This is a genomic window from Streptomyces flaveus (assembly GCF_014647675.1).
Classification (GTDB): Bacteria; Actinomycetota; Actinomycetes; order Streptomycetales; family Streptomycetaceae; genus Streptomyces; species Streptomyces flaveus.
In genome coordinates, this window is the sequence record NZ_BMPQ01000023.1 from 68,630 (window position 1) to 92,967 (window position 24,338).

The window sequence follows — 24,338 nt, forward strand, 5'->3', positions numbered from 1 at the left end:
CGTTCCGCGGCCCGGCCGTCGGTACTCTGCACTCATTCGACGATCGGACGATCACGAACACGGGCATGCGGGCACGGGGCGGGCGTCCAGGGGCGGGAGCGCGGGGATTTCGATGAGTGGCGCACATCCGATACGAAGCCGCAGACCGGGCCTCTCGGTCGGTGTGCGGATCATCGCCGTGGTCGTCCTCGCCGCGATCGGGGCCGTCGGCGCCTGGTTTCAGCGCGATGCTCCCGGCCACGACGTTCCCGGCCGGAGTGCGGAGCCGCGTACGGAGTTCACCGCGAACAACCCGCCCGCCGGTCTGCCCACCGCGCTCACCACCGGCCAGCGCCTCCACTGGTCCCGCTGCACCTCGCCGCCCACCGCGCGCACGGGCTACGACTGCGCCACCATGAAGACCCCCCTCGACTACCGGAAACCAGATGGCAGGACGATCGAAGTCGCCCTGATCCGCCGCAAGGCCACCGGCCCGAACGCCCGGCGCATCGGCTCACTCGTCCTCAACTTCGGCGGCCCCGGCGAGTCCGGCGTGAGCGGATTGCCCGAACACCTCAATGAGTACAAGCCGCTCCTCGACCGCTACGACCTGGTCTCCTTCGACCCGCGCGGCGTTGGCGCGACCATCCCCGTGCGCTGCGGGAAGACCGCGGACGACACCGGCTACGACGGGGCCGACGCCTGCGCCGAGCACTCCGGGGCGCTCCTCCCGTACATCGGCACCTCGTACACCGCGCGCGACCTCGACCTGATGCGCTACCTCCTCGGCGACGAGCGGCTGCACTACTTCGGCGTCTCGTACGGAACGACGCTCGGCGCGGTCTACGCCCACCTGTACCCGTCGCACGTCGGACGGCTCGTCCTCGAAGCGCCCGTCGATCCGACCGAGGACCTCAACGAGGAGCAGGTGTCGCAGGTCAAGGCGGTCCAGGCGGCGTTCGACCGGTTCGCTGCGCACTGCGCGGCCCGTATCCGCCACTGCCCGACCGGCGATGGGCCCGAGGAGGCCGCGCGACGCATGGCGCGCCTGGCCGACCGCCTGGAGAAGAAGCCCGCCCCGGCCGGCGGCGGAAGGAACCTCGACGCCGACGACCTCGCGTACACCGTCAGCGACCATCTCGACCTCGGCACAGACGGCTGGGCGCCGCTCGCCAAGGCTCTCACCGCGCTGATCGACCACAACGACGGCGGTCCGCTGAGCAAGGGCGCGGACGACATCGGCTCCGCCGACCGCGCGCCGGCCCCGCGCGACAACAGCCGCGTCGCCCGAACCGCGATCACCTGCGCGGACTCCAGCCTGCGCCCTGGCTCCGAACGCCTCGACAGGGACGAGGCCCGCGTCAAAGCCGCCTCACCTGTCTTCGGCGCGGCCTGGTCCACCGGCGTCTACCTCTGTTACGACTGGCCGTTCGACGGCGAGCGCGCCACGCCCCAGGTGAACGCCGACGGAGCGGCCCCCGTCCTGGTGGTCGGCGGCACCGGCGACCCGATTACCCCCTATCCCGGCGCCCGCCGCATGGCCCGCGCCCTGGGCGACGGTGTCGGCGTGCTCCTGACGGCCGAGGAGGAGGGCCACGGCACATACCCGTACAACCGCTGCGTCACGGAGGCGGTCGACACATACCTCCGCACGGGCCGCACCCCGGCCGTGGGGACGGTGTGCCCAGGCAGCATGTCCTGAGGCCCGTACGGATCCGCAGGGCGGCCGTCAGCACAGCGGTTCGCTCGCAGGGGCCCTGGGCGTGCACCACCACACCGCCCGGTCCGAGACCGCCTTTGGGTGGGTGCCGGTGTGGTGGTCGGGCCAGAGCGGCCGGATGCTGCGCGGGCGGGCTGCGAGGTCGCTCCGGACGGCCTCGGCCACAGCGACGTGAATCCCCGGCGCACGACCTGCTGGAGTTTCTGCCCCTCCTGGTCGGTCAGTCTGCGCACCCGCACAGGCTCGGCCACCACACCTCCAGCGGTCGGAACGGACGTCACCGCGTCCAGCCGCCGGTCTGCCAGCCGGGGGCGGTGGAGAGGTTGTTCAGACAGAGCTCGCCCGGGTCGTCCGCGTACGTGTTGTACCGCGCGGGGTCGATCGTCTCCCAGCGGCTCATGTCGTCCAGCTGGTCCTGAAGTTCCCTGTCCAGTTCCGAGGGGTTGGGGTACTCGGTGACCTGCTCCGGTGAGAACAGGCACGGCTCCGGGAGGTAGCAGTCCCGCTGGACGATGGGCGGCTCGGGCGGTGCATCGAGAACTTCGGTGACGGTGGCCGAGGAGCGCCAGAAGAGGGCTGTCCGAGGGTGGGCCATCTCGTGGTCGAAGGGGCACCAGAGGACCTGGAGGAGGTCCGCGTCGGGCGGGCGCGGGAAGGAGACGTCGCGAGCGTAGAGCTGGGCGACGGGGAGGAGGGGGATCGGGCCGTCGAACCACGGGCGGTCTGCGAGCCGCTCCCAGGTCGCCCGTTCCTCGGAAGTCCACTGGGGTGCCTCGGGGTCGAGGCGCCGCCGCTCGGCCGCTGCGGCGCGGTCGTGACGGAGGAGCCGGACGTCGTCCGGGGAGTGGACCACCGGGGCCGCGCGGCTGTCGTGCGGCTCGTCGCAGTACGGCCACGGCTCGTCGGCGGGCCACAGCAGCGGCCCGCCGCCGGCACCCGCTTCGGCTTCACGGCGCGGTAACCCACGCTCAGGGCCCTGCCCTGAGCGGTTCGTACGAAAGGCGCCTGACCGGGAGAGTTCCCGTCAGGCGCCCTTTCGGTCACTCAAGGTCCAGGTCCTCCTCCGTGACGTGCCGTGAGGCCTCGGTGTCCAGGCCGTCCGGGGAGCCCGGGAAGACCCAGAACCCCGTCGTACGGCGCGTGGCGGAACCGTCCCCGGGATGCCGGTTGCCGGAGGCGGCGACCACGTCGAGGCGGCCGTCGCCGTTCACGTCGAGGAGTGGGGGCTTGGAGATCAGGCGGTGCCGGATGTACTGCTTGTCGCCCTCTCCGGGGTCGCGGTTCTCTCCGTCCACACCTGTGGATTCCAGGTCGACCGCCTGGGGTTCGGTGGCTGGGGTGACGTGGGCGATGTCCGGGATCAGGAAGACGAGTCCGTGGGCGCTGTTGATCGCGGGCGCGCTCAGTACGAGGTCGGGACGGCCGTCGCCCGTCACGTCACCGACAGCTCGGCCCTCGGTGCCGCCGCAGCAGCGGGAGTTGAGGCCGGGGAGGTCGGTCAGGGTGACCGGCGACGCGGAACTCACCTTTCCTGGCGTGGAGTTGACGCTGACCGTGATCTTCTGGTCGTAGGCGAAGAAGCTCGCCTTGTACAGCTCGTCGTCGCCGTCCCCGTCCACATCCCCGGGATGCCCCGCGAACTCCGCGCCCTGCTCGGACTCCTGCGCCCGTACGAGCCCACGCGCCGTACCGCGGAAATGGCGCACCCCTCGGACGCTCAGGTCGCCGTCGCCCTCGCTGTCGGGGTCGGTCCACTCGAACCACACGGTCAGCTCGGCGCGCCCGTCGCCGTCGTAGTCCTCGGAGGTGGATTGGTAGGGCGCGCTGTCGGCGGGGATCGGCCCGGTGAGTTCGGCCTGGCGGGCCGGTTCGCCCGTACGGCGGTCGAAGGGGCCGTGGAAGACGACCCCGGCGGACCGGTCGGGGCCGCCGAGGCGGAACACGTCACCGCTGCCGTCCCCGTCGAAGTCGGCGACGCTGCCGAAGTCACCGCCCGCGGGACCGAGTTCGCGCAACGCCTCGCCACCGATGGCGAGTTGACGTATCCCGGTGAGCCCGCGCGTCCCGCCCCACAGCGCGTACTGCTTGCCGTCGTTCACCGTGACCAGCAGATCGGTGAACCCGTCGCCGTCCAGGTCGGCGCGGTGCAGCCGGGGCATGTTGTCGGCGTCACGGCCCGGGTGACCGCCGCCCACGGCGAGGGTCGTACGGGTGCGGGGGTCGGGGCCGTCCGCCGAGCCGTACACGACGTAGAGGGCGCCGGTGCGGGCGAGGGCCACGTCGTCGTAGCCGTCGCCGTTGAGGTCGCCCTCGCGGGGGCGGTCCTGTGGCTGTCCGGCGGTGGGGCGGACGGGGCCCTGGGCGAGTGCGCCGAGCGTGAAGCCGGTGGAGGTGGAGGTGGCGTTCGGGGGCTTGGGGGCGGAGGGCGCCCCCGGCCCCGTACCACTGCTTCCGCCGTTCCCGGAGCCCCCGCCAACCGTCTGGCACCCAGCGACGGCGGCGCCCAGCAGGACGGCGCACGCGACCAGAACCGCACCCCGGGCACCCTTTGTCGCTCTCATTCCACGACAACACCCCATGCCCCCGGTTTGAACCAGGGACATGGGGTGCTTCGTTATCCAGCCGTACCCGTTGCCGACGGGCTGCCGTTACCTGAGCCGCTACTTCACCGGCTGCGGCTCCGGCTCGCTCTCCGACTCGGTCTCGCCCGCCGGCGGCTCGTCGTCGGCCGGCGTCCTGACCGAATCGAGCAGCAACTGGGCCACGTCCACGACCTGGATGGACTCCTTCGCCTTGCCATCGTTCTTCTTGCCGTTGACCGAGTCGGTCAGCATGACGAGGCAGAACGGGCAGGCCGTCGACACGATGTCGGGGTTCAGCGACAGGGCCTCATCAACACGCTCGTTGTTGATGCGCTTGCCGATCCGCTCCTCCATCCACATCCGCGCACCACCGGCGCCACAGCAGAAGCCGCGCTCCTTGTGGCGGTGCATCTCCTCGTTCCTGAGACCCGGGACCTTGCCGATGATCTCGCGCGGGGGCGTGTAGATCTTGTTGTGGCGGCCCAGGTAGCAGGGGTCGTGGTACGTGATCAGGCCCTCGACGGGGGTTACGGGGATGAGCTTGCCCTCGTCGATGAGGTGCTGGAGCAGCTGGGTGTGGTGGATGACCTCGTAGTCGCCGCCGAGCTGCGGGTACTCGTTGCCGAGGGTGTTGAGGCAGTGCGGGCAGGTGGCGACGATCTTCTTCGCGGACTTCGGCTTCTTCGACTCCGCGGTGAAGTTGCCCTCGTCGTCCATCTCCTCGCCGAACGCCATGTTCAGCGCGGAGACGTTCTCCATGCCGAGCTCCTGGAACAGCGGCTCGTTGCCGAGCCTGCGCGCCGAGTCACCCGTGCACTTCTCGTCGCCGCCCATGATCGCGAACTTGACGCCCGCGATGTGGAGGAGTTCCGCGAAGGCCTTCGTCGTTTTCTTCGCGCGGTCTTCCAGCGCGCCCGCGCAGCCGACCCAGTACAGGTACTCGACCTCGGACAGGTCCTCGATGTCCTTGCCGACCACCGGCACCTCGAAGTCGACCTCCTTGGTCCACTCCAGGCGCTGCTTCTTGGCCAGCCCCCAGGGGTTGCCCTTCTTCTCCAGGTTCTTGAGCATCGTGCCCGCCTCGCTCGGGAACGCGGACTCGATCATCACCTGGTAGCGCCGCATGTCGACGATGTGGTCGACGTGCTCGATGTCGACGGGGCACTGCTCGACGCAGGCACCGCAGGTGGTGCAGGACCACAGCACGTCGGGGTCGATGACGCCGTTCTCTTCGAGGGTGCCGATCAGCGGCCGCTCGGCCTCGGCGAGCGCGGCGGCGGGCACGTCCTTGAGTTGCTCCTCGCTCGCCTTCTCCTCGCCCTCCATGGTCTTGCCGCCACCGGCCAGCAGGTACGGGGCCTTGGCGTGCGCGTGGTCGCGCAGCGACATGATGAGCAGCTTGGGGGAGAGGGGCTTGCCGGTGTTCCAGGCGGGGCACTGCGACTGGCAGCGACCGCACTCGGTGCAGGTGGAGAAGTCCAGCAGGCCCTTCCAGGAGAACTGCTCGACCTGACTGACGCCGAAGACGTCGTCGTCACCGGGGTCGGTGAAGTCGATGGGCTTGCCGCCGCTGGTCATCGGCTGCAGCGCGCCGAGGGCCGTCGAGCCGTCGGCGTTGCGCTTGAACCAGATGTTGGGGAAGGCGAGGAAGCGGTGCCAGGCGACGCCCATGTTGGTGTTCACCGAGACCGTGATCATCCAGATCAGCGACACACTGACCTTGATCATCGCGGTGAGGTAGATCAGGTTCTGGAGCGTGCCGGTGCTCAGTCCCTCGAAGGCGAGCACCAGTGGGTACGAGGCGAAGTACGCGGCCTCGTAGTGCTCCACATGGTGGATCGCGCCCTCCAGGCCGCGCAGCGTGTAGATCGCGAGGCCGATGGTGAGGATGACGTACTCGACGAAGTACGCCTGCCAGGCCTTGGAGCCCGTGAACCGGGACTTGCGGCCGGCCCGGGAGGGCAGGCTGAGCAGCCGGATGACGATGAGTACGGCGATGCCGATGACGGTCATCACGCCGATGAACTCGATGTACATCTCGAACGGCAGGAAGCCGCCGATGACCGGGAGGGTCCAGTCGGCCTCGAAGAGCTGCCCGTACGCCTGCGCGAGGGTGGGCGGGAGGGTCAGGAAGCCGACCGCGACGAACCAGTGCGCGAAGCCGACGATGCCCCAACGGTTCATGCGTGTGTGGCCGAGGAACTCCTTGACCAGCGTCACGCTGCGGTCCCAGGGGTTGTCGGTCCGGCTGCCGGCGGGAACGGGCTGGCCTAGCTTGAAGTGCCGGACGAACTGGCCGACGGCACGCGCGAGCAGAGCAACGCCGATCACGGTCAGGACCAGCGACACGACGATCGCGGCGAGTTGCATTTGGGGCTCCTCGGGCCTGCGAGGGGTTTCGTCGAGGAGGTCCGCGGAGGCCGTCCCCGAGATTACTAAGCGGTAACTTACGTACTTCTCAGAGTACCCGCATCATGTGCCGCACTGTAGCCAGCGGCGCGGTGATCTGTGCTACTGAGGGTTGCCTCACCGCTCCGCTCGGGTTGGGCGGGTGGGTTCGTTTTTGGGTGCGGGTGTGTGGGTGGCTGGTCGCGCAGTTCCCCGCGCCCCTTGGGTGGTTGGTGGGTGCGGGGTCGTGGGCCGGTGCGTCAGCCCGTCGCCAACAGGGCATACGGCCCTGGGCTGGTACACGGTGCGGGTTCTCCGAGACCGGAGCTAAGCGACGGGCATGCGACGCACCGGCCCACGCCCCCTCCCGCCGGAGGGCAAGTGACGGGTCCGTCGGGGCTGGCGGTGAGTGAAGCCGCAGGCTTTTGCTTTTAGGGGCGCGGGGAACTGCGCGACCAGCCACGACGCACCCGCACTCGCCCGCGAACCCCAACTCCCCGCCCCGTGGGCGAAAAGCGGCTCCTGAAGCTAAGGTTCACATAAAAGTTGAGCCCAGCTGACTCAGGCCTTTTGACCCAGCGGTCAGCGTCGTGCACACTTGAGTCTGTCCCACTCAAGTCAGCTGGAGGAAAAAACCATGGCACGTGCGGTCGGCATCGACCTGGGCACGACTAACTCCGTCGTCAGCGTTCTGGAGGGCGGTGAGCCCACCGTCATCACCAACGCCGAGGGCGCCAGGACCACGCCGTCCGTCGTCGCCTTCGCCAAGAACGGTGAGGTGCTCGTCGGCGAGGTCGCCAAGCGCCAGGCGGTCACCAACGTAGACCGGACCATCCGGTCCGTGAAGCGGCACATGGGCACCGATTGGAAGATCGAGCTCGACAACAAGCCGTTCAACCCGCAGCAGATCTCCGCCTTCATCCTGCAGAAGCTGAAGCGGGACGCGGAGTCGTACCTGGGTGAGAAGGTCACGGACGCGGTCATCACCGTCCCGGCGTACTTCAACGACTCGGAGCGCCAGGCCACCAAGGAGGCCGGCGAGATCGCGGGCCTGAACGTCCTGCGGATCGTCAACGAGCCGACGGCCGCCGCCCTGGCGTACGGCCTCGACAAGGACGACCAGACGATCCTCGTCTTCGACCTCGGTGGCGGCACCTTCGACGTCTCGCTGCTCGAGATCGGCGACGGCGTCGTCGAGGTGAAGGCCACGAACGGCGACAACCACCTCGGTGGTGACGACTGGGACCAGCGCGTCGTCGACTACCTGGTGAAGCAGTTCGCCAGCGGTCACGGCGTGGACCTGGGCAAGGACAAGATGGCCCTCCAGCGCCTGCGTGAGGCCGCGGAGAAGGCCAAGATCGAGCTGTCGTCCTCCACGGAGACCTCGATCAACCTGCCCTACATCACGGCGTCCGCCGAGGGCCCGCTGCACCTGGACGAGAAGCTCACGCGCGCCCAGTTCCAGCAGCTGACGGCCGACCTCCTGGAGCGCTGCAAGACGCCGTTCCACAACGTCATCAAGGACGCCGGCATTCAGCTCAGCGAGATCGACCACGTCGTTCTCGTCGGTGGCTCCACCCGTATGCCCGCCGTCGCCGAGCTCGTCAAGGAGCTGACCGGCGGCCAGGACGCCAACAAGGGTGTGAACCCGGACGAGGTCGTCGCCATCGGCGCCGCGCTCCAGGCCGGTGTCCTCAAGGGCGAGGTCAAGGACGTACTGCTCCTCGACGTGACCCCGCTGTCCCTCGGTATCGAGACCAAGGGAGGGATCATGACGAAGCTCATCGAGCGGAACACGACGATCCCGACCAAGCGCTCGGAGATCTTCACCACCGCCGAGGACAACCAGCCCTCCGTCCAGATCCAGGTCTACCAGGGCGAGCGCGAGATCGCGGCGTACAACAAGAAGCTCGGGATGTTCGAGCTGACCGGTCTGCCGCCGGCCCCGCGCGGTGTCCCGCAGATCGAGGTCTCCTTCGACATCGACGCCAACGGCATCATGCACGTGACCGCGAAGGACCTCGGCACGGGCAAGGAGCAGAAGATGACCGTCACCGGCGGCTCCTCGCTGCCGAAGGACGAGGTCGACCGGATGCGCCAGGAGGCCGAGCAGTACGCGGACGAGGACCACAAGCGCCGCGAGGCCGCCGAGTCCCGCAACCAGGGCGAGCAGCTCGTCTACCAGACGGAGAAGTTCCTCAAGGACAACGAGGACAAGGTCCCCGGCGAGGTCAAGACCGAGGTCGAGACCGCCGTCGAGGAGCTGAAGACCGCGCTCAAGGGCGAGGACACCGCCGAGATCCGTACGGCCACCGAGAAGGTCGCCGCGGTCTCGCAGAAGGTGGGCCAGGCCATGTACGCCGACGCTCAGGGCGCGCAGGCCGCGGGCGGTCCCGGCGGTCCCGAGGGTGCCGCCGACGGCGGTGCGCAGGCCAAGGCCGACGACGATGTCGTCGACGCCGAGATCGTCGACGAGGACCGGAAGGATGGTGCCGCGTGACGGAGGAGACCCCGGGTTTCGACGAGCAGCAGCCGCCGCAGGCTCAGCCTCAGCAGCCCGACGTCCCTTCCGGCGCCACCTCTGATGACGCGGAGCCGAAGGCCGCCCCTCAGGAGGGGGCGGCCCCGGCCGGGGACGCGGCAGCAGCCCAGACGGCAGCACAGCAGCAGGTAACGGCCCTGACGGCCCAGCTGGACCAGGTGCGTACGGCGCTCGGTGAGCGCACGGCGGACCTCCAGCGGCTCCAGGCCGAGTACCAGAACTACCGCCGCCGCGTCGAGCGCGACCGGATCACGGTCAAGGAGGTCGCCATCGCGAATCTCCTGACCGAGCTCCTGCCCGTACTCGACGACATCGGCCGCGCGCGGGATCACGGCGAACTGGTCGGCGGCTTCAAGTCGGTGGCCGAGTCGCTGGAGACCGTCGCGGCGAAGCTGGGCCTCCAGCAGTTCGGCAAGGAGGGCGAGCCCTTCGACCCGACGATCCACGAGGCCCTGATGCACAGTTACGCGCCGGACGTCACGGAGACGACGTGCGTGGCGATTCTGCAGCCTGGGTATCGCTTCGGCGAGCGCACCATCCGCCCCGCGCGGGTGGCGGTGGCCGAGCCGCAGCCGGGCGCGCAGACCGTCAAGGGCGACGAGACCGACGCGTCGGCGTCGCCCGACGCCGACGACAAGGAGAACGGTGGCCCGGACGAGGGCTGACGTCGGCGACGTACGGGGCGTACGAATGAACGTACGGACCGTACGGCGCGTGAGAAGGAAGGAGGGACGTCGAGGATGAGCACCAAGGACTTCATCGAGAAGGACTACTACAAGGTCCTCGGCGTCCCCAAGGACGCCACCGAGGCCGAGATCAAGAAGGCGTACCGCAAGCTGGCCCGGGAGTACCACCCGGACGCCAACACGGGGAACGCCAAGGCGGAGGAGCGCTTCAAGGAGATCTCCGAGGCGAACGACATCCTCGGCGACCCCAAGAAGCGCAAGGAGTACGACGAGGCGCGCACCCTCTTCGGCAACGGCGGCTTCAGGCCGGGCCCCGGCGCGGGCGCAGGCGGCACGTTCAACTTCGACCTGGGCGACCTCTTCGGAGGCGCACCCGGCCAGGGCGGGGCGGGCGGCGCCGGCGGCGGATTCGGCGGCGGCCTCGGTGACGTCTTCGGGGGCCTGTTCAACCGGGGCGGCGCCACGGGCACCGGCACGCGTACGCAGCCCAGGCGCGGCCAGGACATCGAGTCCGAGGTCACGCTCAGCTTCACCGAGGCGATCGAGGGCGCGACGGTTCCGCTGCGGATGTCCTCGCAGTCGCCCTGCAAGGCCTGTTCGGGCACCGGCGACGCGAACGGCACACCGCGCGTGTGCTCGACGTGCGTCGGCACGGGACAGGTGGCGCGCGGTTCGGGCGGCGGCTTCTCGCTCACCGATCCGTGCCCCGACTGCAAGGGCCGCGGTCTGCTGGCGGAGACCCCCTGCGAGATCTGCAAGGGCAGCGGCCGGGCCAAGTCGTCGCGCACGATGCAGGTCCGGATCCCCGCGGGCGTCAGCGACGGCCAGCGGATCCGGCTGCGCGGCAAGGGCGCACCGGGTGAACGGGGCGGTCCGGCGGGCGACTTGTACGTCATCGTGCACGTGGGCGCCCACCCGGTCTTCGGCCGCAAGGGCGACAACCTCACGGTGACGGTGCCGGTGACGTTCGCCGAGGCGGCGCTGGGTGGGGAGGTCCGGGTGCCCACCCTGGGCGGGCCGCCGGTCACCCTGAAACTGCCGCCGGGCACGCCCAACGGGCGGACGATGCGCGCCCGCGGCAAGGGCGCGGTCCGCAAGGACGGCACCCGCGGGGACCTGCTGGTCACCGTCGAGGTCGCGGTCCCCAAGGACGTGACGGGCAAGGCGCGTGACGCGCTCGAGGCGTACCGCGAGGCCACCGTGGGCGAGGATCCACGGGCCGAGCTGTTCCAGGCGGCGAAGGGAGCATGAGGACACCATGGATGGCCGTCGACGCAACCCGTACGAGCTGACCGAGGAAACCCCGGTGTACGTCATCTCGGTGGCGGCCCAGCTCTCCGGTCTGCACCCCCAGACCCTGCGCCAGTACGACCGCCTCGGCCTGGTCTCCCCCGACCGCACGGCCGGACGGGGCCGGCGCTACTCGGCCCGCGACATCGAACTGCTGCGCACGGTCCAGCAGTTGTCGCAGGACGAGGGCATCAACCTGGCCGGCATCAAGCGCATCATCGAGCTGGAGAACCAGGTCGCCGCCCTCCAGTCCCGCGTAGCGGAACTGCAGGCGGCTCTGGAAGGCGCCGCCGCGGCGATGCAGCAGCGAGAGGCCGCGGTCCACGCCTCGTACCGCCGCGACCTGGTCCCGTACCAGGACGTGCAGCAGACGAGCGCACTGGTGGTGTGGCGGCCGAAGCGCCAGCAGTCGGACTAGGGACAGCGCAACAGCGTGCAGGGGCCCGGAGGTTGATCGTCGATCCTCCGGGCCCCTGCACGTCGGCTGGTTCCCTTCAGGGAATGAGGTCGCTGATCGCTTCGAGCGCGTGCGCCCACATGGCCAACGCGCCGGTGCCGAACGCGGCGGCGAGCGCGTACCCGAGAGCCGCGTCGGTCGCCTCCACCCGGGCGCCTTCCTTCCACTCGGCCAGGACATGCCCGTCGCCCTCCGAGGTGAAGTCCCCGATGTGCTTCCTGTCCTTGAGCAGCCGACTGCCCGCGACGGAGTCGGGCACCAGCCGGTAGGTGTGGCCCGCGTGCCGGACGTCGACGCGGTACGAGCGCCGGGTCAGCCGTCCCTTCGCGGGCCTGACGACCGCCTCCTGGCCGTCGACGTCCAGCGTGAGCCGGCCGCGCTTCCGGGTGCCGATCGGGATGTGCTCCTCGGTCCTGGTCCCGGCGACGCGGCGCAGGACGATCTCGGGAACCGCCCTTCCCTCGATGGCCAGTTCACCCTTCTCAGGGTTCAGCCAGACGCTCAGTTCGCCGAACAGGTCGTCCTGGGCGAGGGTTTCGACGGGCATGCGCTTCCTTTGCCGCGGGCACGTGAGTTCGGACAGCGTACGTCGTCGATCACCGCCCCGCCGCCTGCCAGAGCGTCACCGCCAGGGCGATGCAGGACGTGAGGGCGGCCAGGGACGGGAGGGGCCAGCGGGCGCGTTCCAGGGCTTCGAGGCGGGTCTCGTGTTCGTCGAGGGTCTTGTCGGTCTGGTCGGCGCGCTGGAGGAGGAGGGCGAGGTCGCCACGAGTGGTGGCGAAGCCGACGTCGACCGAGCGGCGCAGGCGTTCCAGCTCCAGCGCGACTTCGTCGGCCTCAGTCGTCGTCATGGTCGGCCTCCGCTCCGGCGTCCTCGCGCAGCAGCCGGTCCGTACGAAGCGTCGTTCTGCGCGTGGCATCGGTCATCGTGGTGCTCCTCTCTTCTCCGCGGGTCTCCGCTCTTCTCCACTCTTCTTCGCTCCGAGTGTGGGAACATGTGTTCGATAACAGGGAGCGAGCGAACAGACTGGCATGATGCGAGCGCGTACGCAAGTGACTACCCTCCGTGGAGGCGGGCGTGATGGTGACGCTTCAAGCCGTACGCCAACTGCCGCTGATCCGGCGGTCGTTGCCGAATCTCCACCGTTACGCGCGAGCGCGCACACACCTTGGTGCGAGGGCGGTCGGTACGTTGTCCGCGCGACGAGGGGAGAGCGGACATATGCGTTCCAGCTCAGGGGCCGATGCCCATACAGATCGCAGATACCGGGCCGAGGGGCTCGACGAGTTCGCCGGCTGGATCGAGGAACTGCTGCGCGGCCGTGGCTATGACATCGACAGCCCGCGTGGTGGCGGTCGTTCGAAGCTCGCCGACGATGCCGGGGTGCACCGGGCCGCCGTGAGCCGGCTGTTGCAGCGTCAGTCCATGCCCGACCTGGAGACGATGCGGCGTATCGCGGCCGTACTCGGCGTCCCGCTCCGCGAGATGCTCATCCGCTCGGGGCGGCTGACGGAGGACGACCTGCCGGTCGTCGCGGGCGGCGGGCACCCGGCGGCCGGGGACGGCCATGCGGCGCTGAGTCCCGAGGAGGCGGCTCGCAGGATGGGTGTGCCGCCCGAACTGCGGGAGCTGTTCGCCAAGGTGGCGAGGCAGTTCCTGCCGGAGGGCGGTTGAGGCGAGGGAGCGGCGCGAGGGAGTCGAGGGAGTGCGGAATGGGGAATCCGGGCGGCGGCAGCCGCGGTGACGAGGCGGAACGCGTCTCCAGGCTGGTGGGCGAACTGCTCATCGGGCTCGGCGAGAAGCTCCGGGCGGCAGGCCCGGAGGGCGTCCGCGTGCTCACCGAGGAGGAACTGCAACGGCAGCAGCTGAACTGGTTCCGCGCCGGCTGGCACGAGCATGCCCGCGCGACGCAGCCGCAGGGCCCCGACGCCCACACCGAGTCCGCTCCCGATTCCGCCCCCGGCTCCGGTGCCGACGCCGTCCGACGCCAGCACCCCGACAGCGAGCACTTCCCGCTCCCGCCGGCCCGCCTCCTCCGCTTTCCGGAACGCCCACCGGACGACGGGCATGACGGGGACCGCGCCCCGAGGGGGCCGCAGGCCCCTTAGGGGCGCGGGGCAGTGACATATGCGGCTCCGCCGCGATGGGGGTCCCCCCGCTCTGGGGGTCCCCCCAGGCCCTTAAGGCACTGGGGGAGAATTCGAGAGTGGGGGAGCGACCAGCCACAACGAACCCGCAGTTCCGAACCGCACTTCCAGCGGAGCGCTCAGGCCTTGGCCCGCTCGTAGCGCAGGAGCACGACGCCATTGCCGAAGGTGTGGGTCCCGGCGAGGCGGAGGTGGGTGGTGGCGTCCGATTCCGGGAAGAGGGGACGGCCGCGGCCCAGGATGACCGGGGTGACGTAGAGCCAGTACTCGTCGATCAGGTCATGTCGCCGGAACTCCGCGGCGAGTTCCGCGCCGCCGACTCCGAGGTCGCCGCCGGGCTGCTCCTTGAGGGCTCTGATCTCCTCGGGGACGACTTCCGGCACGATGGTCGTGTTCCAGTCGGCGGGACCCGGCTTCAGCGTGCGGGAGTACACGATCTTCGGCATGTCCCGGTAGATGGCCGCGAACTCACGCTCGGTCTCCGTGGCCGAGGGGTCCTCGTCGGCGGTCGGCCAGTAGCCGTCCATCAGCTGGTGCACGACCCGCCCGTGCAGGAAGCCGCCCATCGGCTTGATGCGCTCGTTGTGGTGGCGGTGCACCTCCTCGTCGACCAGGTGCCAGTCGAGCTCGCCGTTCGGGCCCGCGAAGTAACCGTCGAGGGACACGGCCAGACTCAGGGTGATCTTGCGCATCGGGACTCCTGGGGATCGCGGATACTGGACGGAGCGGCGGTCGGGCGGCTGACGGACGTACGGCGGACGCAGGGCGGTCGGGCAGCCGGCGGACCTACGGCGGCTGGACAGTGGACGGGCGGTGGACGGGTGGGTGGGCACGCGGCCGGTCGGATTGGTGAACTGTCGATAGACAGGCCATCACACATGCTCCATCCCCGCCCGCAGATCCTCCAGACCTTCAGCTCTGCGTCTTCACAATGAGCACACAGAGTGCTGTTGCGATCTCGTTAACCGGAATTCCTTGACGCTATTGACAAGCCCGCGTTGGCTTTTGGTCACCAGGGTGACAAAGCTGTGCCCTCGTCCGGAAAACACCAGAAGTGAGCAACCGTATGCGTCGTATCGCCATATCCCTGGCCGTGTCCACCATGGCTCTCTCGCTCGCCTCCTGTGGTGTGCTCGACAGCGACTCGGAGGGCGGCTCGGCGGAACCGACCAGGGGCGACGACATCACGGTGGGTCTGCTGCTGCCGGAGAAGGAGAACCAGCGCTACGACAAGTTCGACCACCCCATCATCAAGAAGAAGGTCGACGAGCTGACCAAGGGCAAGGGCGAGGTCGTATACGCCAATGCCGACCAGGACGCCGCCGAGCAGAAGAAGCAGCTCCAGCGGATGGTCGACGACAAGGTCGACGTGGTGCTCCTGGACGCGGTGGACGCCAAGGACATCGCGGACGGCGTACAGAAGGCGAAGGACGCGGACATCCCCGTCATCGCGTACGACCGGCTGGCCGAGGGCCCCATCGACGCGTACATCTCCTTCGACAGCCAGCAGGTCGGGGAGGTGCAGGGCAAGGCCCTCGCCGAGACCCTGGACGGCGGCAAGTCCCAGAAGATCGTCATGATGAACGGCGCGATCACCGACCCGAACGCGGCCCAGTTCAAGAAGGCCGCCCTCGCCGAGCTGGGCGACAAGGTGACCATCGCCAAGCAGTACGACACCAAGGACTGGAAGCCCTCGAACGCGCGGGCCAACATGATGGCCGCGATCTCCTCCATCGGCGCCGAGAACATCGACGGGGTGTACTCCGCCAACGACGGCATGGCCGGCGGCATCGTCTCCGCCCTGAAGGCGGCCGGCGTGACCGAGCTGCCGCCGATCACCGGCCAGGACGCGGAACTCGAGGCGGTGCAGCGCATCGTCTCCGGCGAGCAGTACATGAGCGTCTACAAGCCGTACCCCGAAGAGGCCGAGACCGCCGCCGAGCTGGCCGTGGCCCGCGCCCACGGCTGGGGCATCGAGTTCGACGCCCTCACCCGCGACAAGGTCGACAGCCCGACGAAGAAGGACGTCCCGGCGCACCTCGTCCTCGTCTCCCCCCTGACGAAGGACAACATCAAGGACACGGTCATCGACGACGGCATCTACAAGGTCTCGGACATCTGCACCTCGGAGTACGAGGCGGCCTGCGAGGAGATCGGCCTGAAGAAGTAGGGGTCGTAGGGGTCCTGGAGCGGGGCTTCAGCTCTCGCTCTTGAGATGCCTCAGGAGGGCGGCCTAAGACGCGAACGGGGCGGCGTACGCCGACGTGGTGTCGGTGTACGCCGCCCTGGGGCGAGACCGGTTGCGGGAGGTGACCCGCGCTGTCATGGCGGTTACTTCGGGTCGCTGTTGAACTTCGAGGCCGACCAGAAGTAGCCGAGCACCGCGAGGCCCAGGCACCAGGAGACCGCAAGCCACCCGTTGTGGCCGATCTCGCTGCCGAGGAGCAGGCCGCGCAGGGTCTCGATGGCGGGGGTGAACGGCTGGTACTCGGCGATCGGCTGGAACCAGCCCGGCATCGTGTCGACCGGGATGAAGGCGCTGGACAGGAGCGGCAGCAGGATCATCGGCAGCGCGTTGTTGCTGGCGGCCTCGGCGTTCGGGCTGATCAGGCCCATGCCGACGGCGACCCAGGTGAGCGCCATGGCGAAGAGCACGAGCAGCCCGAACGCCGCCAGCCACTCCAGGGCCGTGGCGTCCGTGGATCTGAAGCCGATGGCCACGCCGACGGCCCCGACGAGGACCACGCTCATCACGCACTGCAGCACGCTGCCGACGACGTGTCCGATGAGCACAGAGCCGCGGTGGATCGCCATCGTGCGGAAGCGGGCGATGATGCCCTCGGTCATGTCGTTGGAGACGGACACCGCGGTCCCGATCGTGGTGCTGCCGATGGTCATCAGCAGCAGGCCCGGAACGATGTAGGCGATGTACGCGGAGCGGTCCGCGCCGCCGCCTCCGATGCCCGCGCTCATCACGTCGCCGAAGATGTAGACGAAGAGCAGCAGGAGCATGACCGGGGTGAGCAGCAGGTTCAGGGTGAGGGACGGGTAGCGCCGGGCGTGCAGCAGGTTGCGGCGCAGCATCGTGTTCGAGTCGCGTACGGCGAGGGAGAGGGTGCTCATCGGACGGTCTCCTTGGGCTGGGTGGTCTGGTTGGGGACGGTGCCGGTGCCGGTCAGGGCGAAGAACACGTCGTCGAGGTCGGGGGTGTGCACGGTCAGCTCGTCCGCCTCGATGCCGGCCGAGTCCAGCCAGTCGAGGATGGCGCGCAGCTCGCGCTGACTGCCGCCGGAGGGGATCTGCAGCGCCAGCGCCTCGTCGTCCCTGCCGGCCTCGCGCAGGGCGACGGCGGCGGACTGGTAGGCGGACGGGTCGGTGAAGCGGAGCCGGACGTGGCCGCCGGGGATGAGCCGCTTCAGCTCCTCGGCCGTGCCTTCGGCGGCGATCTTGCCGTCGTTGAGCACGGCGATGCGGTCCGCGAGCTCGTCGGCCTCTTCCAGGTACTGGGTGGTGAGGAAGACGGTGACACCGCCCGTGACGAGTTCGCGGATGATGCCCCACATGTTGTGGCGGCTGCGCGGGTCGAGGCCGGTGGTGGGCTCGTCGAGGAAGATGATCCGCGGGTTGCCGACCAGCGTCATGGCGATGTCGAGGCGGCGCTTCATGCCGCCGGAGTAGGTGGAGGCGGGCCTCTTCGCGGCCTCCACCAGGTCGAAGCGCTCCAGCAGCTCGGCGGTGGTGCGGCGGCCCTCGCCGCGGGAGAGGTGGTGCAGGTCCGCCATGAGGAGCATGTTCTCCTCGCCGGTGATCAGGCCGTCGACGGCGGAGAACTGCCCGGTGACGCCGATCGCGGCCCGCACGGCCTGCGGGTCGGCGGCCAGGTCGTGGCCGCCGACGTGCAGGTCGCCGGCGTCGGCGGTGATGAGGGTGGAGAGGATCTTCACGGCGGTGGTCTTGCCGGCACCGTTCGGACCGAGCAGGGAGAAGACCGTTCCTTCGGGGACGGCCAGGTCGACGCCGTCGAGTACGACCTTGTCGCCGTAGGACTTGCGCAGCCCGTTCGCCGCGATGGCCGGGGTGGTCATGATGGGTGCTCCTTTTTAAAGGCGTTTGGAGGCTGCGGGTCAGAGGCTGCGGGCGGTGATGTCGCCGTGAGTGGTGGTCGCGTGGATGGTCAGGCCGGCCGCGGCGCCGTCGGTGTTCTTCAGGGCGTTGTTGATCCGGCCGTAGCCGGTGCCGGCGTCCAGGGAGGCGGAGACTCCGGCCGCGGCGCTGACCGACACGTTGCCCATCTGGGTGCGCAGCACGAGGGTGCCGGAGAGGGCCTCGGCGATGTTGATGTCGCCCTTTTGGGTGCTGATCTCCGCGGGGCCGCCCAGGCGGCCGACCGAGACGTCGCCGTCGAGGACGGTGAGGCGGGCGCTTGCTGCCTCGTCGAGCTTGACCGAGCGGTAGCCGTCCGCGAAGGCGACGTCGCCGAGCCGTCCGACGCCGCGGAACTCGGCGGCGGCCGACTTCGCCTCGACGCGGGAGCCGGCGGGCAGTTGGACGGTCACCTCGACGGATCCGGTGTGGCCGAGGATCCGGTTCTTCGCCTCCGGGGCCTGGATCCGCAGGACGCCGTCGCTGTAGGAGACCTCGATCTCCTCGGCCGCCTTCACGTCGCGGCTCTTTGAGGCGTTGGCGGGCAGGACCTCGACCGTGGTGTCGGTCCGGTCGGCGGCAATGAACTGGATGCGTCCGGCGGGGATGTCCAGGACGGCGGAGATCGGGGCGGGGGTGGCGAACTTCTGCATCGTGCTCTCCTTCGGCTCGGTGTTTCCGATGAAGGAAAAGCTACGTTGCGTTCAATGATGAGGCAACAGATTCGTTGCGCAGAATTGGCATTGATGCAGGTGAAAGCAAGAAAATCGTTGCAACGATTCTGAACTTAACGCAACGATACTCCTTGTTCGTTGCAACGGTTTGAGAGTGAACGCTATGCCGGAGGCACCAAACCCAAAAGGCCCCGCCAAGGGCTTCGTGATCGGTGAGGGGATCACGGGCCCGAAGCGGGGCTGAGGCGCGGGAGGCGCGGAGGACGAGGGACGGGCTGGGCGGATTCTGCTGCGTGACAGGTCACGGAGTCAGCGGATGTGAGATCCGGCCCGAGGCCTCGTCTATTTCGTCGTGGGCCTTGGTGAGGAGTTTCATGGCCAGTTCGTTCAGGGCCCTGGCTCCCGCCACTTCCTCGCCCACCCTCGGCTGGTTGGAGTCGGAGGGGTGGCGTTTGGCGTAGCCGTGGGCCCGTACCTCGCTTCTGTCGGGGAGTCGTACGAGGGCGGCGGCGCGGGTGCGCTGGTCGTCCTCGTCGAATTCCAGCTCCACGTGCCATCCGACAGCCGTGTGCGTCATCGCGATCACCTCCGGAAACGGCCGACTACACAGATAACAACAGCATCCGCCCGCCCGCCCCGGTTACGCCACTCGCGTGAACTCCACCATCACCTCCGGTGGCCCTCCGGCCACTCCCCGGTACACGCCCTTGTGCGGCGTCACGTCGTCGTAGTCGCGGCCCCGGCCCACGACCACGTGGGACTCGTCGGCGCGTACCCGGTTGGTGGGGTCGTAGCCGGTCCAGTCGCCCGCCCAGTACTCGACCCAGGCGTGGCTCTGGCCTTCGACGGGGCGGTGGAGTTCCGCGTCGCGTTCGGGGTGGAGGTAGCCGGAGACATAGCGGGTGGGCAGGCCGAGGGCGCGCAGCAGGCCCGCCGTCAGGTGCGCTATGTCCTGGCAGACGCCGGCGCCCTGCTCCCAGGCCTCGGCGGCGGCGGTGTTCACGCCGGTGGAGCCCGGGATGTACCTGACGTGGTCGGCGACCAGGGACGAGACCGCCACCGCCGTCTCGTGCGGGTCCAGGCCGGCCGCCGCCGCACGCGCCCGCTCGACGAGTGCGTCGGGCATGGCCGTACGCGAGGTCGGCGCCGCGTACTCCAGCAGGCGGGACTTCGCGACCAGTTCGGCCACCTCCGCCCATGTCGGAGCCGCCTGGAGCCCGCCCGGCGGGGCCGTCTCCACCAGGCTCACCGCCGTGATCGTCAGGTTCGCGTGCGGTTCCATCAGGTCGAAGCCGGTGACCTGGGTGCCCCAGTAGTCCCAGTACGACCAGGTCGGGGTGGAGGGGTTCACGAGGACGCGGGCGTCCAGCGTGGTCTGGCTCGGCAGCGTCAGCGGGGTCATGCGGACCTCGTTGTGGGAGGAGACCGCGGCCTGGGCGTACGACACCTTCGTGGTGTGCCGGATGCGGAGTCGGCGCGTCATGGCGTACTCACGCTCCTTCCTGGGCCCACTCGACGGGCCCCTGGTACGGGAAGAACTTCTCCGCGACCGCCTCGGCGGAAGTCATGCAGGACGTCTGCAACTCGCGCAACAGGGACGGGAGTACGTCCTCCAGGGCGCCGGAGTCCTGATACTCCAGGCGCGTACGCATCCGGCCGATCGGCCGCCGCGCCGGATCCTGGCGCTGACGCCCCAGCGCCGCCAGGCACTCCTCCGCCGTGGTCAGGGCGTGCAGCACCGAACGCGGGAACTCCCGGTCCATGATGAGGAATTCGGCCACGCGGGCCGTGTCCCCGAAGCCGCCGTACACCCGCGCGTACGCCTCGTCCGCCCCGCTCGCGCTCAGCAGCGTCGGCCAGTCCGGCGCATGGGGGGCGTCCAGGACCCGTACGGACAGCAGCCGTACGGTCATGTCCACCCGCTCCAGGCTCCGGCCGAGCACCACGAAACGCCAGCTGTCGTCGCGGCTCATCGTCGAGTCGGCCAGTCCGAAGAAGAGCGCGGCCCGGCGGCGTACGAGTTCCAGATAGGCGTACGGGCCGGTGCGGCGGGCCGCCATGCGCTGGTCGGCGAGGGCGTGCCAGGTGGAGTTGAGGCACTCCCACATCTCCGAGGACACGGCTTCACGGGCGCTCCTCGCATTCAGACGCGCGGCCCCGAGCGCTCCCTCGATGGAGCAGGTCGAGCGCGCGTCGAAGGCCAGCTGGTCGAGCACCTGCTGCATGTCGACGCGTTCGTCCCCCGCGTCGACGCCGAGGATCGCGTACAGCGAGCGGCAGGCCACGTCCTCGTCCCGCCAGGGGTCTTCGAGGAGCCGGTGCAGATACGCGTCGAGGATGCGGCCGGTGGCGTCCGCGCGCTCGACGTACCGGCCCGTCCAGGTCAGTGCTTCGGCGATGCGGGAGAGGATCACGTCGTTCACGGCCGTACCTCCTCGATCAGTGTTCGCTCCGTCCGGGGGTGTCCGGTGCGTGGTGGTCACTGCTGTTGCGCCCCTTCCTGCGAGACGAGGCGCTCCCCGTCGGGGCCGAGCTGGCGCGGGACGACGTCCGGTACGGTGCTGGGCTCCTCCGGTCGCGGCCCGCCCGTCGGCCCGTCGGCGAGTACCCAGGTGTCCTTGGAGCCGCCGCCCTGGCTGGAGTTGACGATGAGGTTGCCCTCCTGGAGCGCCACCCGGGTGAGCCCGCCGGGCAGCACCCACACATCGCTGCCGTCGTTCACGGCGAACGGCCGCAGATCGATGTGGCGCGGCGCCATCCGGTCGCCGGAGAGGGTGGGCGAGGTGGACAGGGCGACGGGCCGCTGAGCGATCCAGCCGCGCGGATCGGCGATAACATCTTTGCGTACGCGATCCAGCGTGGCCTTGTCCGCATGCGGACCGATCACGATGCCCTGGCCGCCCGCCCCGTCGACCGGCTTCACGACCAGTTGGTGGAGCTGGTCGAGGACGGCCTCCAGCTGCCCTGGTTCTTCGGGGCGAAACGATTCGACATTGGGGATGACCGGTTCCTCGGCGAGGTAGTAGCGGATGAGATCCGGTACGTACGTGTAGAGGAGCTTGTCGTCCGCGATGCCGTTGCCAACAGCGTTCGCGAGTGTGATGTTCCCGGCCTGGGCCGCGTTCATGATGCCCGGGCAGCCGATGACGGAGTCGGGGCGGAAGTGGAGCGGGTCGAGGAAGTCGTCGTCGAGCCGCCGGTATACGACATGGACCGGCATCTCGCCGCGCGTCGTCCGCATCCAGACACGGTTCCCGCGGCACACGAGATCGTGGCCCTCGACCAGTTGCACGCCCATCAGCCGGGCCAGCAGGGCGTGCTCGAAGTAGGCGGCGTTGTTCGGGCCCGGGGTGAGGACGACGACGCGCGGGTCGCCGACCCCGTCGGGCGCCGCCGCGCGCAGCGCCGCGAGCAGGCGCTGCCCGTAGCCGTCGACCGGCAGGACGTGCTGTTCGGCGAAGAGGGAGGGGAAGATCCGGGTCATCGCGCGCCGGTTCTCGATGACGTACGAGACCCCCGACGGCACCCGTACGTTGTCCTCCAGCACCCGGAAGTCGCCCGCCTCGTCGCGTACGAGATCGATGCCGGCGACATGGATGCGTACACCGCCCGGCGGTTCCACACCGTGCGCGGCCCGGTGGAAGTGCCCGGAGTTGAGGAGCAGTCTCCAGGGGACGACCCCGTCCTCGAAGGCCCGGCACGGCCCGTACGCGTCGGCGAGATAGGCCTCGAGCGCCCTGACCCGCTGGGAGACCCCGCGCTGGATCAGATCCCATTCGAGGGCGTCGAGAACCCGGGGCACGAGGTCCAGCGGCCAGGGTCTTTCCTCGCCCGCGAAGGCATAGGTGACGCCGCGGTCCGTGAACGCGCGGGCCATCTGGTCGGCCCTGAACCGGAGTTCGGCCGGTTCCATCGGTTGGAGTGCTGCCAGTACCGGCTCATAGGCGGTCCTGACCTCACCCGGCCGCTCAAACATCTCGTCCCACGCGTCGGCCAACGCGTATGCGTCAAATATGTCCGCCATGGCCTGACGGTAGGTGCGGCAGGTAACGGGGCGATCACTTGGGGATTTCGGGCAGCTCACGGGGGTGATCGTGGGGTGGGGCGCCAACTGCGCCGGCGGCGTGCGGAGGGCAATGATAAGCACGCCTATAATAGATTCCCTGGTCATTGAATCCTGGCAGCAGGACGCGGCACACCGGAGGCCCCGTGATTCCCAAGCCCGAGAAACCCGAGACCATGTTCGACCGCGACTTCGAGTGGGCCGAGCTCGTGCGCTACGCGGGTTACCAGGGGCCCGAGGCCACCTTGGGCGTGGTGTCCGGCCGACGGCGGCAGGGCAAGACCTTCCTGCTGGACGGGGTGTGCCGGGCAACCGGCGGTTTCTTCTTCGCGGCCAGTGAGGCCACCGAGGCCGAATCGCTACGGCAGTTCGGCGCGGCGATGGCCCGGTTCCAGGGGCGGCGGACGCCGTACCGGTTCGCGCACTGGGACGAGGCCGTCGAAGCGATGATGCGGCTCGCGACGCCGGACACCGGACCACTGCCCGTCGTACTCGACGAGTTCCCGTTCCTGGTCAAGGCCTCGCCCGAGCTGCCGTCCCTGCTCCAGCGCGCCCTCGGACCGCAGGGGCGCCGGGAGGGCGGGCCCGTCCGGCTGCTGCTGTGCGGATCGGCGCTGTCCTTCATGGGCAACCTGCTCTCCGGTACGGCGCCGCTGCGCGGCCGGGCGAGCCTGGAGCTGGTCGTGCCGACGCTCGACTACCGGTCCGCCGCCCGGTTCTGGGGCGTCGAGGACCCCCGCCTGGCTCTCGTGCTCAACTCCGTGGTGGGCGGCACCCCCGCCTACGGCCGTGAGTTCGTGCTCGGCGACACCCCCGCCGACCTCGACGACTTCGGCCCCTGGATACTGCGCAACGTCCTCAACCCCGGCCGCCCCCTCTTCCGCGAGGCACGCTTCCTCCTCGCCGAGGAGCCGGACCTGCGCGACACCGCGCTCTACCACGGCGTCCTCGCCGCCATCGCCCAGGGCAACCACACCCGGGGCGGCATCGCGAGCTTCCTGGAACGCAAGTCCACCGACCTCGGCCACGCGCTGACCGTTCTGGAGGACACCGGCCTGATCATGCGCGATCCGGACGCCTTCCACGGCAAGCGTTCCGCCTACCGGATCGCCGAGCCCATCCTCACCTTCTACTACGCAGTCATGCGCCCGGAGTGGAGCGACCTGGAACGGCCGGGACAGGCCCCGGCCGTCTGGGAGCGGTCGCAGTCCACCTTCCGCAGCAAGGTCGTCGGCCCGCACTTCGAGCAGATCTGCCGCACATGGGCCCGCTGGTACGCCTCCGCCGACACCCTGGGCGGACAGCGAACCCGCGTCGAGTCCGGCACGGTCGCGGACCCCACGGCCAGGACCAGCCACGAGGTCGACCTGGCGGTCTTCGGACGCACGGACGACGGCCGCGAGACCCTGCTGGCCATCGGCGAGGCCAAGTGGAACGAGACCATGGGCACAGGCCACCTCGACAGGCTTCGCCGCATCCGCGAGCTGTTGCGCAAGCGCTCGGGCACGGACGCCGCCGGTACGCGGCTGCTGTGCTTCAGCGGGGCGGGGTTCAGCGATGGCCTCCGGGCCGCTGCTGGTGCGGATCCGTCCGTTCAGCTGGTTGACCTCGAGCGGTTGTATGGAGGGGAGTGAGCCGGTGTCATTGGCTCTGCCTGGGCACTTCC

22 protein-coding genes are annotated in these 24,338 nt (G+C 69.5%); 9 read left to right on the forward strand and 13 right to left on the reverse strand.

From position 1 onward, the window contains the following. Nucleotides 1-112 precede the first annotated feature (112 nt). A complete protein-coding gene (locus IEZ21_RS33510) occupies nucleotides 113-1,681 on the forward strand; it encodes an alpha/beta hydrolase (protein ID WP_189325580.1) in 1,569 nt (522 codons plus the stop codon). Between the two features lie 295 nt (nucleotides 1,682-1,976). Here the strand turns inward: IEZ21_RS33510 and IEZ21_RS33515 are convergent, their stop codons facing one another. The 3 genes from IEZ21_RS33515 to IEZ21_RS33525 form a co-directional block, all read right to left on the reverse strand. Beyond that, nucleotides 1,977-2,552 (reverse strand): hypothetical protein, encoded by a 576-nt coding sequence (locus tag IEZ21_RS33515; protein ID WP_189325581.1) that lies wholly within the window; start codon nucleotides 2,550-2,552, stop codon nucleotides 1,977-1,979. A gap of 187 nt (nucleotides 2,553-2,739) precedes the next feature. After that, nucleotides 2,740-4,260 (reverse strand): FG-GAP repeat domain-containing protein, encoded by a 1,521-nt coding sequence (locus IEZ21_RS33520; RefSeq protein WP_189325582.1) that lies wholly within the window; start codon nucleotides 4,258-4,260, stop codon nucleotides 2,740-2,742. A gap of 99 nt (nucleotides 4,261-4,359) precedes the next feature. Beyond that, complete coding sequence (locus IEZ21_RS33525) at nucleotides 4,360-6,651, reverse strand: (Fe-S)-binding protein (RefSeq protein ID WP_189325583.1); 2,292 nt, start codon at nucleotides 6,649-6,651, stop codon at nucleotides 4,360-4,362. 655 nt (nucleotides 6,652-7,306) lie between these two features. Between IEZ21_RS33525 and dnaK the strand changes: the two genes are divergently transcribed. From dnaK to IEZ21_RS33545, 4 genes are all read left to right on the forward strand, one after another. Continuing rightward, nucleotides 7,307-9,169 (forward strand): molecular chaperone DnaK, encoded by a 1,863-nt coding sequence (gene dnaK / locus IEZ21_RS33530; protein WP_189325584.1) that lies wholly within the window; start codon nucleotides 7,307-7,309, stop codon nucleotides 9,167-9,169. Then, nucleotides 9,166-9,876: a nucleotide exchange factor GrpE gene (gene grpE, locus IEZ21_RS33535; protein WP_189325585.1), complete on the forward strand. Its 711-nt coding sequence runs from the start codon at nucleotides 9,166-9,168 to the stop codon at nucleotides 9,874-9,876. Before dnaK ends, grpE begins: the two co-directional genes overlap by 4 nt. A 75-nt stretch (nucleotides 9,877-9,951) precedes the next feature. Next, nucleotides 9,952-11,148 carry a molecular chaperone DnaJ gene (dnaJ, locus tag IEZ21_RS33540; protein WP_189325586.1) on the forward strand — a complete coding sequence of 399 codons (1,197 nt, stop codon included), beginning with the start codon at nucleotides 9,952-9,954 and terminating at the stop codon, nucleotides 11,146-11,148. A gap of 7 nt (nucleotides 11,149-11,155) precedes the next feature. After that, nucleotides 11,156-11,605 carry a heat shock protein transcriptional repressor HspR gene (locus IEZ21_RS33545; protein ID WP_033322073.1) on the forward strand — a complete coding sequence of 150 codons (450 nt, stop codon included), beginning with the start codon at nucleotides 11,156-11,158 and terminating at the stop codon, nucleotides 11,603-11,605. A gap of 76 nt (nucleotides 11,606-11,681) precedes the next feature. Here IEZ21_RS33545 and IEZ21_RS33550 read toward each other — a convergent pair whose 3' ends face one another. Together IEZ21_RS33550 and IEZ21_RS33555 are read right to left on the reverse strand one after the other, a co-directional pair. After that, nucleotides 11,682-12,191 (reverse strand): hypothetical protein, encoded by a 510-nt coding sequence (locus IEZ21_RS33550; protein ID WP_189325587.1) that lies wholly within the window; start codon nucleotides 12,189-12,191, stop codon nucleotides 11,682-11,684. Between the two features lie 49 nt (nucleotides 12,192-12,240). Continuing rightward, nucleotides 12,241-12,495, reverse strand: a complete 255-nt coding sequence (locus IEZ21_RS33555; protein ID WP_033322076.1) for a hypothetical protein — start codon at nucleotides 12,493-12,495, stop codon at nucleotides 12,241-12,243. A 371-nt stretch (nucleotides 12,496-12,866) separates the two neighbouring features. Between IEZ21_RS33555 and IEZ21_RS33560 the strand changes: the two genes are divergently transcribed. Both IEZ21_RS33560 and IEZ21_RS33565 read left to right on the forward strand, forming a co-directional pair. Further along, on the forward strand, nucleotides 12,867-13,319 hold the full coding sequence (locus IEZ21_RS33560) for a helix-turn-helix domain-containing protein (RefSeq protein ID WP_189325588.1): 453 nt from the start codon (nucleotides 12,867-12,869) through the stop codon (nucleotides 13,317-13,319). Nucleotides 13,320-13,357: 38 nt separating this feature from the next. Then, nucleotides 13,358-13,753, forward strand: a complete 396-nt coding sequence (locus IEZ21_RS33565; protein WP_189325589.1) for a hypothetical protein — start codon at nucleotides 13,358-13,360, stop codon at nucleotides 13,751-13,753. Nucleotides 13,754-13,911: 158 nt separating this feature from the next. Here the strand turns inward: IEZ21_RS33565 and IEZ21_RS33570 are convergent, their stop codons facing one another. Next, nucleotides 13,912-14,484 (reverse strand): dihydrofolate reductase family protein, encoded by a 573-nt coding sequence (locus IEZ21_RS33570; RefSeq protein ID WP_189325590.1) that lies wholly within the window; start codon nucleotides 14,482-14,484, stop codon nucleotides 13,912-13,914. A gap of 362 nt (nucleotides 14,485-14,846) precedes the next feature. On the opposite strand from IEZ21_RS33570, the gene IEZ21_RS33575 reads away from it, so the two are divergent. Then, on the forward strand, nucleotides 14,847-15,962 hold the full coding sequence (locus tag IEZ21_RS33575) for a sugar ABC transporter substrate-binding protein (RefSeq protein WP_246568404.1): 1,116 nt from the start codon (nucleotides 14,847-14,849) through the stop codon (nucleotides 15,960-15,962). 161 nt (nucleotides 15,963-16,123) lie between these two features. Here the strand turns inward: IEZ21_RS33575 and IEZ21_RS33580 are convergent, their stop codons facing one another. The 7 genes from IEZ21_RS33580 to IEZ21_RS33610 all read right to left on the reverse strand — a co-directional run bounded on the left by IEZ21_RS33580 (nucleotide 16,124) and on the right by IEZ21_RS33610 (nucleotide 22,633). Further along, the gene (locus IEZ21_RS33580) at nucleotides 16,124-16,915 is read right to left on the reverse strand and encodes an ABC transporter permease (protein WP_189325591.1); all 792 of its coding nucleotides are present in this window, start codon (nucleotides 16,913-16,915) and stop codon (nucleotides 16,124-16,126) included. Continuing rightward, entirely contained in the window at nucleotides 16,912-17,877 is a 966-nt protein-coding gene (locus tag IEZ21_RS33585) for an ATP-binding cassette domain-containing protein (RefSeq protein WP_189325592.1), read from the reverse strand. The genes IEZ21_RS33580 and IEZ21_RS33585 overlap by 4 nt, the downstream gene beginning before the upstream one ends. Nucleotides 17,878-17,916: 39 nt before the next feature. Continuing rightward, on the reverse strand, nucleotides 17,917-18,588 hold the full coding sequence (locus IEZ21_RS33590) for a DUF4097 family beta strand repeat-containing protein (RefSeq protein WP_189325593.1): 672 nt from the start codon (nucleotides 18,586-18,588) through the stop codon (nucleotides 17,917-17,919). 322 nt (nucleotides 18,589-18,910) lie between these two features. Then, nucleotides 18,911-19,186 (reverse strand): DUF1876 domain-containing protein, encoded by a 276-nt coding sequence (locus tag IEZ21_RS33595; RefSeq protein ID WP_033322081.1) that lies wholly within the window; start codon nucleotides 19,184-19,186, stop codon nucleotides 18,911-18,913. 63 nt (nucleotides 19,187-19,249) lie between these two features. After that, nucleotides 19,250-20,092: a transglutaminase family protein gene (locus tag IEZ21_RS33600; RefSeq protein ID WP_189325594.1), complete on the reverse strand. Its 843-nt coding sequence runs from the start codon at nucleotides 20,090-20,092 to the stop codon at nucleotides 19,250-19,252. 7 nt (nucleotides 20,093-20,099) lie between these two features. After that, on the reverse strand, nucleotides 20,100-21,032 hold the full coding sequence (locus IEZ21_RS33605; protein ID WP_033322084.1) for an alpha-E domain-containing protein: 933 nt from the start codon (nucleotides 21,030-21,032) through the stop codon (nucleotides 20,100-20,102). Between the two features lie 56 nt (nucleotides 21,033-21,088). After that, a complete protein-coding gene (locus tag IEZ21_RS33610) occupies nucleotides 21,089-22,633 on the reverse strand; it encodes a circularly permuted type 2 ATP-grasp protein (RefSeq protein ID WP_189325595.1) in 1,545 nt (514 codons plus the stop codon). A gap of 215 nt (nucleotides 22,634-22,848) precedes the next feature. On the opposite strand from IEZ21_RS33610, the gene IEZ21_RS33615 reads away from it, so the two are divergent. Next, nucleotides 22,849-24,306 (forward strand): AAA family ATPase, encoded by a 1,458-nt coding sequence (locus tag IEZ21_RS33615; RefSeq protein WP_189325652.1) that lies wholly within the window; start codon nucleotides 22,849-22,851, stop codon nucleotides 24,304-24,306. Nucleotides 24,307-24,338: the final 32 nt, after the last annotated feature.